We start from the raw sequence: 13,280 nt of genomic DNA on the forward strand, positions 1-13,280 counted from the left end.
ACGTTTCATCACGTTTATAAAAAGCGCACAACTCCAAGAAAGGCTGCTGCCATGACCCCGCTCAAACTCGTTGTTGCCCTCAGCGCACTGTCCGCTGCGTCCCACGCCATGGCTTGGGATTACGTTCTGCTCGACACCGACAAAGCCGCCCAGAACTGGCAGATCACCAGCCAGCAACTCGGCATAAAAACCGATAAACCCTTCAGCGTTAGCCTGCGCACCTTGCATGGCGGTCGGCAGGAAGGCGTCAGCATTGTCGACATCGATAACGGTACGATGAAACTCTCGGTAGTGCCGACACGGGGAATGAATGTCTTGCAGGCCTCGGTCGGCAATGTGCGCATGGGCTGGGATTCGCCGGTAAAGGAAGTGGTCAATCCGTCCTTCATCGAACTCAATGGCCGCGGTGGTCTGGGCTGGCTGGAAGGTTTCAATGAGCTGGTCACCCGCTGCGGGTACGAATGGGTCGGCCACCCCGGCGTCGACAACGGCGAATTGCTAACCCTGCACGGTCGAGCCGCCAACATTCCTGCAAACAAAGTCACCCTGCACATCGATGAAACACCACCGTACGCCATCACCCTGCGCGGCGAACTGAAAGAGCAGGCGTTCAAGAAGGTCGACTTCTCCGTCGCGACGGAACTGGTCACCGAAGCCGGCAGCGTAGTGTTCGCCCTCAACGACACCCTGACCAACAACGGCGACTATGCGAAGGAATACCAAGCGCTGTATCACAGTAACTTCAGCACCCCGTTCCTGGAACAGGGCGCTCGTTTCGCCGCGCCGGTGAAGCAAGTGTCGCCGTTCAACGACAAGGCCAAGGGCGATCTGCCCGAATGGCAAACCTACCGCGCACCGACCAAGGACTACGACGAAACGGTTTACAACGTGGTGCCGTATGCCGATGCCAAGGGCGATACGTTGACCGTGTTGCATAACAAGGCTGGCAGCCTGGGCGTTTCGGTTGGCTTCAATACGCAGACACTGCCGGTGTTTTCCCTGTGGAAGAACACCGATACCCAAGGCCAGGGATATGTCACGGGGCTGGAGCCGGGGACAAGTTTTTCCTACAACCGCCGTTATCAGCGGCCACTGAACCTGGTGCCGACAATCGGGCCGAAGGAACACAAGCAGTTCCGCATCAGCTACAGCTTGTTGGCGGATAAGCCGGCAGTGGATAAAGCCTTGAAGCAGGTGAGCGAGATTCAGGGTGGGCGCGAGACTGAGGTTCGTCAGACGCCGCTGGTTGATCTGACCAAGGGCTGACACCGGCCAGGGCATTGGTAGCCGATGGACTACTCGATACGACAGCGACTGTCGGCTCTTGGCCGAAAAAAGCAGGCCATGGCCAATGCCCTTGCTGGCTCGCAATCTGAACCTGCCTGAATGCTGGATTGCCGCCGGCTTCGTGCGCAGCCTGGTATGGGATCACCTGCATCAACGCGAGCCTTCGGCGCTGCTCGACCAAGCGTGGCGTGAGACTTGGCCTGAGCTGACATTCGTCACGCAACTATAAGGTCCATGGCGACTAGCCTCGTTTCCAGACCTGATCCATCGCTGAAATCCTTTAAACCCGAGCACAGAGAAAAACCTGTTATCCGCCCACGAAGCATCGTAATTTATCCGCCATAACTACAAGGTCGTTTGGGGATACACGTGGGAGCCTATCGTCTGCTGTTGGCCGTGCTGGTCGCCGTTTCGCATATGGGCAAGACGTTCATGGGCTTCAACCCTGGCGTGGTTGCTGTGATTTCCTTCCTGCTCATCAGTGGTTTCGTGATGACCTCACTGATCGAACGCAACTACAAGGCGCCCGAGAAAGTCGGCCGGTTCTACCTCGACCGCGCGTTGCGCCTTTATCCGCAATTCCTGTTCTACTTTGTCGTCTCTTGTGTGGTGATCTATTTGCTGTTGCCCGGCACACCACAATGGGCCGAACTGACCGTCAGCAACATCGCCGCGAGCCTGGCCATCGTGCCCCTCGGTTTCTATATGTTTGGCGCGACCGGAACGTGGATTGTGCCTCCGGCGTGGTCGCTCGGACTGGAAATGTGCTTCTACCTGGTAATCCCGTTCCTGATCATCTACAGACTACGGGGCGTGGCATTCGTCTTGTCCGTTGCGGTTTTCATCCCCGCCTGCCTCGGATTGATCAACACCGATTACTACGGCTACCGTCTGTTGCCGGGCGTCCTGTTCATCTTCCTGTGCGGCAGCTACCTCTACAAACCCCGGATGAAGGGTTTGGCCATCGCCGCAGCGACCGCCGTGGCGGCAGCATTGATCTTTGTGGCGATCGTGGCGGGCTGGATCGAGCGCCGACCGTCCAACGCCGAAGTCGCCGCTGGCATCGCGCTGGGCATCCCCGCCGTGTACTTGTTGACGAAGCTCAGGTTTCACCGGATTGACGAGTTTCTCGGGAACATCAGCTACGGCGTGTTCCTGAATCACTTCGTGGTGATTTACTTCCTGCACAGTCTCTGGCCAATCACTTCATTCGACTGGCACAAGGTTGCGATGGTGGTGGTGCTGTCGTTCTTGCTGAGTGGTGTTTCGTATTACTGCGTCGAGCGGCCGGCGCTGAAGCTTCGGCATGCACTTCGGGAGGGTGTGAAAGGTCGGGGCAGTGAAGTGCGCGGTGGTGAAACAGCGGTGTGACGGCAACAGGAGACAGATCACGCCTCTAAACGTGGTCTGTCCCATGTCCACAGACACCCGCCCGGCTCTCGCCGAATACTGGCTATTCGCAGATCGTACTTTCTGAGGCTATGATCGCAGCACTCCAGCCTCTGCCGAACTCAACCCATGCCCACTCCGAAAACCCGCCCTACCCCCGCCCCGCTGCTCAACCCCGGCGAATCCGTGGTTCTGTTCGACGGCGTGTGCAAACTCTGCAACGGCTGGGCGCGGTTTCTCATCCGCCACGATCATCAACGTCGCGTACGTCTGGCAGCGGTTCAGTCGCCTGAGGGGCAGGCGTTGCTCGAGTGGGCCGGGTTGCCGGTGGATCAGTTCGACACCATGGCCGTCATCCGCGACCGTCACTACTGGGAACGTTCGGACGCGTTCTTCGAAGTCATCAGCCAACTACCCGCCCGTTGGCAACCATTGCGCCTGCTGCGGGTTTTCCCCCGTGGCCTGCGCGACTGGGCCTACGACCGCATTGCGCTGAACCGCTATCGCCTGTTCGGCAAATACGACACTTGCCTGCTGCCGAACCCTGATCATGAACAGCGCTTTCTGAAAGCAACCGCACCTACGTCAGCAAGCTGAACAACTGCAGCGGTGTCATCTTCGTCACCATCATCAGCACGATCACGAACATTCCGGCGAACCCGAGCACGCCCATCCAGAACCATTGGCGGTACACGGCTTGATATTGCTCATCAAGACTCGCCCCCTCCTCGCTCGCGCTCAATGCCATTACGCACAGCCGCTTCTGCAACAGCAGCACCGGCAACCACAGCGAGCCGACGCAGAAGAAGATGATCAGCGAGGTCAGCACCCACTCGGTGCTCATCGACAGCCCAGACAGTCGCATCAGCAGATAACCCGTGATGATCTGCACGAAACCCGCTGGTGTGGTGATCCAGGTGTCGAAGCGCACGACCATGCGTGCGACGTGGGCAATCACTTGCGGGTTGGCGGTGCGGCTGGCGGCGATCAGGTAGAGGTAGGAGCCCATGCCGAAACCGAACAGGAAGATCGCCGCGATGATGTGCAGGTACTTCAGGCACAGATAGAGCATGTCAGCGCTGCCCGTCCGAGAAGCTCACGGCCAGGCTCAGGTTGTCCGGGTCATTGATCGCGGCCATGTACTCGGCGACGCTGATTTCGCCCACGCACGGTCGGGCGCCGGCGGGTGGCACGTAACCTTGGGCCATTTTCGTCGCCAGGGCCACGGCGGCGCAGCTGGGGATTTCCGGGCCTTTGTCGTTCAGGGCGGTGAGTTGCGCGGTCATCGACAGCGGTTTGCCGTCAACGCCAAGACCTTGAATGTCGATGTACATCGCACTTTTGCCATCGCCGAAACGCTCGAAGCGCGTGCCGAGGCGATGCAGTCTGGCGGCCCACAGGGCATGGTCGCGCACCAGTCCGACTTTCAATGCCCGAGCCAGCAAACCGTTGGCGATGCCGCCGAGTTTAAGCCCGGCGCCTGCCTTGAACTTCAGGGTCTGCGCGCCGTAACGACCGGCGAAGATGTCCATGTCCGGGACATCGACGTTGGCCAGCAGCCGCGTACCCATCTGCGGCATCTTGCGCAAGGTCAGATCCAGCCAGCCCGACACTTCATGGACTTTGCCGTTTTTCAGTTGCTTGATCGGTTTGCCGGCGTAGGCCAATACTCCTTCGATGGTCGACAGCCCCGGCATTTTCGCCGATGAGGAAATACCATGCTCGATCGAATCAATGCGGGAAAAGCGTTGGCGCTGCTCGTCGATAATCGCCGACGACAGTGTCGGCACCGAGCTGCAACCACTGAGGATCGCCACGCCCGCCTGCTTCGCTCGCGCATCGAGCACGTCGATGCCGTTGACGAAAGTGCGGCAGTCCGCCAGATCGCAGTAGTTCACGCCGGCATCGATACAACTCTCGGCGACGGCATAGGATTGCCCCTGAAATGGCCCGCCGGTGTGGACGACCAATTGAATATTCAGCGCGCGCAAAGCGGCTTCGAACCCGGCGCCCATGGCGTCGCCGCACCAGCCTTCGCAGACGTTGACCGATTGACTGTTCAGCTCATCGAGTTTGCGTTGCAACTTGTGCGGATCACGGCCCGACAGCACCAGCCCAATGTCTGGCATCAGCGCCAGATGCCTGCACACGATGCTGCCGAAATTTCCGTAACCACCGACCACCATCACCCTGAACAGCATGCAATTCTTCCCTAAATCAATCCATCAAACAGGCGTGCAGGATATAGGGCCGAAGGTCAGCAAGCCATCCACTGCAGGCCTTCGCCTGCTCGCGATAGCGCTGTGTCAGATGTTGATCTGCTAGCTGACACTGCGCTATCGCGAGCAGGCGAAGGCCTACAAGGGTTTGCGGTGTAGCAGAAAGTCCTAGAAATTGATCTTGAACCCCAGCATCGCGTCATACCCGTGGCTGTCACCATCGAACCCCTGACGATAACCAGCCGAAGCGGTAAACGTCGTGCGCTGGTTGGCCTGGTAATCCACCCCCACGTTCACCTCGCCCCACGTGCCCTGAATATCGGATTCGAACGGGATGTACCCCGACTCGGAGGAAAACTCGGTTTTCGGCTGCCCTTTGAATTCATGCCAGACACTCGGCCGGATCCACGCGTTGGTGCGCCGCGCCGTTTTGTCGACACCCTCGGTGTCCCAGTCCTTGGCGATGCGCACGCCGACGCGGCCGATCAGTGAATCAACGTCCTTGAAACGAATCTTCGCGCCGACGTCATCACTGCTGTCCAGATCGACAGAGCTGTAGATCGCCTGCAATTGCGGCTCGATGTACCAGTTTTTGTCGACTTCGAACGGGTAGCCGTTTTCCAGCGAAGCGGTGTAGCCCCAGCCACGGGTTTTCAGTTTGGCGAGGTCGTTGGGTTTGGCTTCGATGTCGAAGCGATTGACCTGCAACACGCCGTCCAGATACCAGCCGGAGGGGCCGAAGTGCGTCCAGTAGGCGCCGACGCCGTAAGCGCGCAAAGTGTCTTCGCCAGCGGCGCGCCGGGTGTAGTGGCTGACGCCAGCGTCGATGGTACCGGCGGACAACGACAGCCCCGCCTGCTCGTGACTGCCGTCAGGTCGCACTTTGCGGTAGAGGTCGGTACCCACCTGGAAAGCCGTCAGGTCATAGTTGTATTCGGGTGTGTTGCCCAAGGCGTTTTTGCGATCGCCATCCTGTTTACCGCTGCGGTAGATCACCCGACCCCAGCCCATCGACGGCGCCAGGGTCGACTCATCTTCCTTGGGCAATGGATCGCCACGATTCAGACGCTCCTCGCCGACCCGCTCGTGAAGGGTGTCGACCATCGTCCGACCGTAAACCAGCGCCAGCGCGGGGACCGCGCCGTATAGCGACACTTCCGGACGGTAATTGGGCACCGGCGACGGATCGGGATCGGGATCGGGATCAGGACCCGGCGGACCGTCCGGAGGCACAGCGTCCGAGCGCAGATACCAGGTGTCCTTGCCGCTACCATCCTCGGCGCCTTGTTGCAGACGATACTCGTACGGACCGGCCACGACCCGCCGGGCCAGTTGAAACGCATTGGCGTCGCTCGCGGCTTCGGCTTTATTGAGCAGTTCGACCACCGCAATGCCATTGCCTTGAGTCAGTTCGCCCTGCCCGCCGACATTGCTCACGATAACGCCCGTGGTGCCGCCGCTGGCAGTGGCTGTCGAGTCCACCACCAGCATATCGGAGAGGCTGTTCGTGCCACCGCCATTCAACGTGGTGTTGAGCAACAGCCGGCCGCCATTGGACACGAACACTCCACTGCCATCCGTGCCGGCGGTGTTGGCACCGCTGATCAGCAGCACATTGCCGACGGTGTCGCTGCCAGCGGCAAGGTCAAGGGTGCCGCTGTTGGTGAATCGGTTTACACCGAGCAACTGACCCTGCACGGCGCCGCCCAGTGTCGGGGTATTGGCCGCCTGCCCCAGCGGCAAATAGGCGCCGCTGGCATTGAAGCTGGCGATGCCCGTCGCCGGTTGCGCCGCCAGACGGATCACGCCGCTGTTATCAATGCTGTTGGCGCCCGATGTGCCGAGATCACTGACGGCAACGCCCCAGGTATCGCGAGTGCCGCTGCTGTCGGTAAAATTGCGCAGTGTCCAGGTGCCGCTGTTGGACACCGAGCTGGCCGCGCTGACGGCATTCACCGCACCGGTCATTTGCCCGGTGTTGTTGAGCACAAACGTCGTGCCCGGCGTGGTCGCATCGGCGCGTACGGAAACATCGCTCAGCGCACTGATTGCACCTGAGTTGTTCAAGGTCTGGCTCGCACCGCCGAGGGCGACCCCGCTACTGTCGCCTCGCCCGCCCTGAATGGCTGCCGTGTTGGTCACGGTGGCGCTGCCGCCCTCGGTCAGCGCGTCGATGGCCGACGAGGCCGTGCCTTGGGTGGTGATCGCGCCGCTATTGCTCACCGAAACACTGGCCGCACCCGAGGCTTCGGCAAGAATGCCCTGACTGTTGCCAGCGCCGAGCGTCTGGATCGAGCCGCTGTTGACCACACTCTGCGCGCCAGTCACCGACAGCGTACGGATACCGCGCTGGTCATTGCCGCGAGCGATCAATTCCCCACTGTTGCTGACGTTCAGCGTGCCCAGCCCGCTGCCCGAGTTGAAGGCATTGCCGGCCAGAATCGCCGCGCCTTGACCGTTGACGTCGATCAGCGGGCCGTTGAACACAACACCCACGTCGCCGCCCAGCGTCAGCGCCTGAATACCAAAAGAGCCAATGCCGGTGCCGTCGCCCGAGCCGGCGTTCGAATGGGTGATGATCGTGCCACCGGAATTGACGTTGACGGTGCCCGTCGGCGACTGCGTCGAGGCATAGATGCCGTTGGCGTTGCTGTGCAGGGTTTCGATGCGATCGCCACGGTAGTTGACCTGAACATTGCCGCCAGTCGCGTCGACGCGGATACCACCGGCACCGAATCCGCTGGCGAACAGATCACCCGAATAATCGATCAGCACATTGTTGTTTTCCGCGCTGACGATGATCGCGTAGGCCCGGGTGGTGTTGATGTCGCCGAGGACGTTGATGTCGCCGCTACCGGTGATCGCGACATCACCGGTGCCGCGCTTGATTACGTAGATCGCCCGTGAACCGGCGGTGTTGGCCGTGCTGCCAACGTTAATGGTGGCGTTGTTCTCCACGCTGATCGAACCGCTGCCACCGACGTTGTCGTTGGCATAGATGCCGTGTGCGGCGCCGCCAGTGGTAGTGATCGCACCGCTGTTGACGATGGCGATGCTGCCGACGCTGGAAAACGAACGAATGCCAAAGCCGTTGAGGCCGCTGGTGCTCAAAGTGCCGCTGTTGGTCAGGCGGGTATCGCCTGCGCCGCCCTCGGTGAACAAGCCGAACGCGTTCATGCCGATGCTCTGCACATTTGCTGCGTTGATCAATGTGGTGTTGCCATTGACCGCGCGAGTGTGCACGCCGGCGTGGTTGCCGATGCCGGCGGTGGGCAAGGTGTCATCTAAAATCGGTGGCCCGGCGGAGAGTGCATCATCGTTGTTGACCAGAATGCTCACGCCACTGCCGACGTTGACGTTGGTCTCGCCACTGCCCGTGGCTTTGGTCCAGATGCTGCCACCGAGCAAAGTGATCTGGCCATTGCCCTGATGATTGAGGTTGATCGCCCCGCCGCCGCTGGCGTTTATGTCGATGCCATCGTGTTCATTGCCGACCACGGTATTGAGAATGTTCAGCGTGGTACCGGAACTCACCGAGAACGTCGACGACCCGGCGCCGGCATTGGTTATCGCCAGCGCGTCCAGGCCACTGCCACCGATATTGACGGTATTGGTTCCACCATTGACGCTCAGGCTCGCGTTGCCGGTGCTACCGATGACATTGGCAAACACCGCATTGGCAGCCGTTGGTGGCGTGCTGTCCACCGTGGTGCCGCTGAGCGTCAGCGTGGTGTTGGCATTGTTGCCACGACTGTTCAAAGAGGAACCGGCCGTGGTGGTGATGGTGGTGCCCGCCTGGGTGCTGATCGACGCATCGACACCAGCGGCAGGCAAACAGGTTTGCGAGACGTTGTAGGCACCCGCAGCCAAGGGACCGCAAGCGGCCTGAGCGTCTGCGAGCATCAGGGTGTTGGCCATGGCGACCAGTAAAGCGTTACGAATGAAATGCGGGGCGTGCCCACCGTGAGGATGGCCGCTGGCACCGTGCATGAGAACCTCCCTGTTCAGCTATCTCCACCACTGAGCGGCCACTGTCGGCAACAAACCGATATGGCCTCCAGACTACAGTTATAGACCTTAGTAGCTATTTCAAAAGAAGGAGGAAAACACAACCGGCCTTACAACTAAGCGGCCGGTACGCGCGCGCAGAGTGACCGCAAGGAGCTGAACCCTCAGGCACCTCTGCACTCAAGACCAACCGGCGTATGCAATCGCTTCAGGCTGAACTAGAAACTCGCCTTGACCGACACCATGAAGTTACGGGGATCGCCGTAGTAACTGCCGAACGTCTCGGTCCCGATGGTCGAGTAGTAGCGCTTGTCGAACAGGTTGTTGCCGTTGAGCGCGACCGACCAGGTGTCATCGATGCGGTAGCCGATGCGACCGTTCCAGATCGCATAACCCGACTGGCTGATTTTCTCGCCACTGGCGGGTGAGACGCGGAAGTTGTCGCTTTGCGCATTGACGCCGGCGCCGAGAGTAAAGCGCTCAAGCGCGCCACTGAGCGCGTAATCACCCCACATGCGCAGCACGTGTCGCGGCACATAGGTATTGAACGCAGCACCGGTCAGGCTGCTGTCGATGTCGTCGAGGGTCTTGGTCTGCGTGTAGGTGTACCCCGCGAGCAATTGCAGGCGTTCGATGACTTCACCGCTGATCTCGGCTTCAAAACCCTGCGCGCGAACCTTGCCGGCATTCAGGTAGCAATAACCATCGGACGACGGGCAGGACGAGTTGTAGTCGGTTTGCGCCTGATCTTTCTGAATCGTGCGGAACAGGTTGAACGAGGCGTTGAGTCGACCGTCGTACCAGGCGCCCTTGATCCCCAGTTCATAGCTCTGGCCCACCAGTGGCTTGAGCGCCGAACCGTCTTCGGACCGGTAGTTGCCTTGCGGGGTGAAAATGTCCGAATAGCTGGCGTAAGCCGTCAGGTTCTCGTTCAAGTCCAGCAGCACACCGGCAAACGGTGTGACCTGGCCGGTCTCCGTCGAACTGGAATGCTCCGAAGTACCGGTGTTGATGAAGTCCGAATCAGTCTCAGAGCTGTACCAGCTGACCCGCCCACCGACGACCAGCGTCAACGGATCGGCGAGTTTCAGGCGTAACGTCGAGTAGACGCCCTTCTGCTTGGTCAGCGAATTGACCGGGCCGCCGCGCGAGGAGTTTTCGATGAAGTAACTGTCGTCCGGCTCAGGAATATGTTTGTCGGGATTGAACACGTTTTGCCGCTGCGGCAAAAACGCCACGGAGTAGAAGTCGTTCTTTTTCGAACGGCTGGCGTTGGCGCCGACGATCAGTTCATGTTGCTGACCGAATGCGTCGAACTTGCCATCGACGTACGCATCCAGGCCGTAATCGACCTGATCGTAATCGTACATGCTGCCCAGCATGCCGGTGGTGTTGACGCCCGGCGTCACCGCACCGGAGGCGAATGCGTATTTGATGTCCTGCGTGTTTTTTGTATAAACGCTGGCAACCTTCAGGCTCCAGTCATCGTTGATCTGATGCTTGAGATCACTGAACACCGTCGTGCGCTGGCTGCGCCAGGTATTCCACGACGGATCGAGGCAAGTTGAGCGACCGAGTTTCAGATCGCTGCGATCCTTGTAGCGCGGCAGACCGCCCCAGCACGGATTGGCATCGACGTCTTCATAGGCGACACCCAGTCCGAGCGTGGTGTCGGGGCTGACGTCAAAGTCGAGCGCACCGTAATACACCTGATCCTTGCGGCTGGCGTCGTCGACAAAGTAATGCCGGCTCTGCTCGGCGACCACGGCGCGGCCACGTATCGTGCCAGCGTCGTTCAACGGGCCACCGGTGTCGACTTGTCCGCGATAGTTGTCCCAACTGCCGCCCGACAGGGTGATCTCGGTTTGCGCTGTGGCCTGTCCGCGCTTGCGCACAAAGTTAACCCCGCCGGCGGTGCCGCCCGAACCTTTCATCATCCCGGCCGCACCGCGAAGGACTTCAACGCGGTCGTAATAGGCCATGTCGCCGCTGAAGCTGTCGGCCTGAACGTAGAGGTTGCCCATGTCCAGCGGCACGCCGTCGTACTGATATTGACCCGACATGCGAAAGCCCCGGGAGTAGAAATATTTACCGCCCATGGTCGAGTCGTAGACGGTGATCCCCGGGGTCTTTTCCATGACCTGATCGATGGTGTTGAGGTTCTGGTCGTCGAGCATCTTGCGCGTCATCACCGTGACCGATTGCGGCGTCTCCCGCAGCGAGTGCTCGCCTTTGCCGATGGTTACCGCGCCGGTGGTGTATGAACCGCTGTTTTCGGTGGTTGCGCCGAGAGTCTGGCCGTTGATGTTGGTGGCCCCCAGTTCCAGCGCCGAGCCGACTACCGGTGCCGGCCGCAGCACATAGGTGCCATTGGCCTGCGGTTCCGCCTGCAGACCGCTACCGCCGAGAATCCGCGCGAAGCCTTCGCTGGTGCCGAACGCGCCTTTGAGCCCGGGGGATTTCAAGTCATCGGTCTGCTGCGCATCGAATGAAATCGCTGCCCCCGCCGCACTGGCGAAATGGCTGAGTACTTCGGTCAGGCTGCCGGCAGCAATGTCGAAGGATTTAACCGAACTCTGTTGCGCCGACACTGGCGCGGCCAATGTCATTGTCGACCAGACCCCGGCCGTCGTTGCCGCCAGTAGTCCGACCTTCACTGCGGTCGCCAGACGACCAGACTTGTACACCCGAGACATGCTTACCCTCCCCCAGAAACGCTCAATAAAAACTCATTGAGGGATGAGCCGAACGGTGTGCGTGAAAAGTGCAAACGCTGTAAAAAATATTTCCGGTTCACGGCGCCAATCACTGGGCCGGCGGCGACACATTGACCCAATAACGGCTGTAGCGCGTGATGCGCAAGGAGAATCCACTCTCCAGCGCCGCCAGTGCGAGGTCGGTGTTGTCGATCGGGAATGCGCCGGAAATTTTCAGTTGGGCGATTCGCGGATCGCAGCGCAACACGCCGTGGCGGTAACGCGAAATATCCGCCAGCAACTCGGCCAGAGGACGGTTGAGCGCGATGATGCTGCCTTGCTCCCAGGCGCCGACCGACGCATCGTTGCGGCGAATCGCGCCCACCGAGCGGGCATTGAAATCCAGCGATTGCCCGGCCTCTAAACGCACGGTCGAGCCACCGCCCGCCGAGCTGACTTCGACCGCTTTCTCGAGCACCGCCACTTCACCACCGCGATCCTGTGAGCGGACGATAAACCGCGTGCCCAACGCCAACACTTGTCCATGCCGGGTCAGTACTTTGAACGGACGCTGCGATGGATCGGCCGCGGTGCTCACCAGAATCTCGCCCCACAGTAATTCCAGGGTGCGCTGGCGACCGTCGAAACGCAGATTGACTGAGGTGTCGGTGTTGAGCAGCAAGGAACTGCCATCGGCCAGACGAAACTCACGTCGCTCGCCCACACCGGTACGGAAATCGGCCAGCAGGTTTTGCGACGGCTCACTGCGCCAGCCCAACCAGCCCAGCGAACCGGCCGAGGCCAGCAACACTACGCTGCGCAATACCTGCCGCCGGGATCGCTCGACTCCGCGCAACGCCGGTGCCGCCAAGGTACCCGGCACGCTGGCCATTTGTTCGCCAACGGCCGCCATATGTTGCCAGGCTTGCTGATGGGCAGGGTCGGCGCGCAACCAGTCGTTCCACGCAGCGCGATCAGCCTCGGTGGCGATGCCGGAATGCAGACGCGCGTACCAGCGGGCGGCGGCGCTGATCGCTTGCAGTTCGGCGGGCGACAGGCTCATGCCAGTTGCATCTGAATCTGCATCAGACAGCAATGCTCCATGGCTTTGGCCATGTAGTTGTTGACGCTGCGCACGCTGATGTTCAAGCGCTCGGCAATTTGCGGGTAGGTCAAACCATCGAATTGCGAGAGGATAAATGTCTGCTTGACCTTCGGCCCCAGCCCTTGCAGAAGACGGTCGATTTCCACCAGCGCCTGTAACAGGATCGCCTGCTCTTCCAGCGAAGGCTGTTGCTCCTGTGGCATGGCCGCCAACGCTTCCAGCCAGGATTGCTCCAGCGAACGGCGGCGGAACAGGTCGACGAGCAAACCTTTGGCGATCATCGACAAGTAAGGACGCGGCTCGCGAATATCCAGAGCGCTACGGGCCTTGATGACCCGAACGAAGGTATCCTGCGCCAGATCGGCCGCATCGAAAGAATTGCTCAGACGTTTGCGCAACCAGCCTTTCAACCACCCGTGATGGTCGCAATACAGGTCATTGACGGCGCTGCGCAGGGATAAATCGTCGGCGGACATGAGGCTGGAATAATTCGCGAGTGATAATGACTCTTATTGTCTGGCGCACGACGGGTGCTTGGCAATAGGCAACACGGGCCATTTTCATACCCATAAGCCG

Annotated in this window: 9 protein-coding genes and 1 pseudogene; 4 read left to right on the forward strand and 6 right to left on the reverse strand. The window is 60.2% G+C overall.

What is annotated here, in order from left to right; all coding sequences use genetic code 11:
* Window positions 1-51 precede the first annotated feature (51 nt).
* The 4 genes and pseudogenes from ACRRSD_RS02700 (at window position 52) to ACRRSD_RS02715 (ending at window position 3,273) form a co-directional block, all read left to right on the forward strand.
* Complete coding sequence (locus ACRRSD_RS02700; RefSeq protein ID WP_435037003.1) at window positions 52-1,266, forward strand: aldose 1-epimerase family protein; 1,215 nt, start codon at window positions 52-54, stop codon at window positions 1,264-1,266.
* A gap of 85 nt (window positions 1,267-1,351) precedes the next feature.
* Window positions 1,352-1,474: pseudogene (locus ACRRSD_RS02705) on the forward strand (nucleotidyltransferase family protein); the annotation flags it as partial.
* 182 nt (window positions 1,475-1,656) lie between these two features.
* Complete coding sequence (locus ACRRSD_RS02710; RefSeq protein WP_435037004.1) at window positions 1,657-2,658, forward strand: acyltransferase family protein; 1,002 nt, start codon at window positions 1,657-1,659, stop codon at window positions 2,656-2,658.
* Window positions 2,659-2,805: 147 nt separating this feature from the next.
* Window positions 2,806-3,273 carry a thiol-disulfide oxidoreductase DCC family protein gene (locus tag ACRRSD_RS02715; protein ID WP_435037005.1) on the forward strand — a complete coding sequence of 156 codons (468 nt, stop codon included), beginning with the start codon at window positions 2,806-2,808 and terminating at the stop codon, window positions 3,271-3,273.
* Here ACRRSD_RS02715 and ACRRSD_RS02720 read toward each other — a convergent pair.
* From ACRRSD_RS02720 to ACRRSD_RS02745, 6 genes are all read right to left on the reverse strand, one after another.
* Window positions 3,257-3,748, reverse strand: coding sequence for a DUF2269 family protein (locus ACRRSD_RS02720; RefSeq protein WP_435037006.1), 492 nt, complete (start codon window positions 3,746-3,748; stop codon window positions 3,257-3,259). The two genes, ACRRSD_RS02715 and ACRRSD_RS02720, sit on opposite strands and share 17 nt — an antisense overlap.
* Before the next feature lies 1 nt (window position 3,749).
* Window positions 3,750-4,877, reverse strand: a complete 1,128-nt coding sequence (locus ACRRSD_RS02725; protein ID WP_435037007.1) for a saccharopine dehydrogenase family protein — start codon at window positions 4,875-4,877, stop codon at window positions 3,750-3,752.
* Between the two features lie 186 nt (window positions 4,878-5,063).
* On the reverse strand, window positions 5,064-8,885 hold the full coding sequence (locus tag ACRRSD_RS02730) for an autotransporter outer membrane beta-barrel domain-containing protein (protein ID WP_435037008.1): 3,822 nt from the start codon (window positions 8,883-8,885) through the stop codon (window positions 5,064-5,066).
* A gap of 236 nt (window positions 8,886-9,121) precedes the next feature.
* Complete coding sequence (locus ACRRSD_RS02735) at window positions 9,122-11,599, reverse strand: TonB-dependent siderophore receptor (protein ID WP_435037009.1); 2,478 nt, start codon at window positions 11,597-11,599, stop codon at window positions 9,122-9,124.
* A 109-nt stretch (window positions 11,600-11,708) separates the two neighbouring features.
* Window positions 11,709-12,662, reverse strand: coding sequence for a FecR domain-containing protein (locus ACRRSD_RS02740; protein ID WP_435037010.1), 954 nt, complete (start codon window positions 12,660-12,662; stop codon window positions 11,709-11,711).
* The gene (locus tag ACRRSD_RS02745; RefSeq protein ID WP_038365696.1) at window positions 12,659-13,180 is read right to left on the reverse strand and encodes a sigma-70 family RNA polymerase sigma factor; all 522 of its coding nucleotides are present in this window, start codon (window positions 13,178-13,180) and stop codon (window positions 12,659-12,661) included. Before ACRRSD_RS02745 ends, ACRRSD_RS02740 begins: the two co-directional genes overlap by 4 nt.
* Between the last annotated feature and the right edge of the window lie 100 nt (window positions 13,181-13,280).

The organism is Pseudomonas neuropathica, assembly GCF_051174785.1.
Classification (GTDB): Bacteria; Pseudomonadota; Gammaproteobacteria; order Pseudomonadales; family Pseudomonadaceae; genus Aquipseudomonas; species Aquipseudomonas neuropathica_A.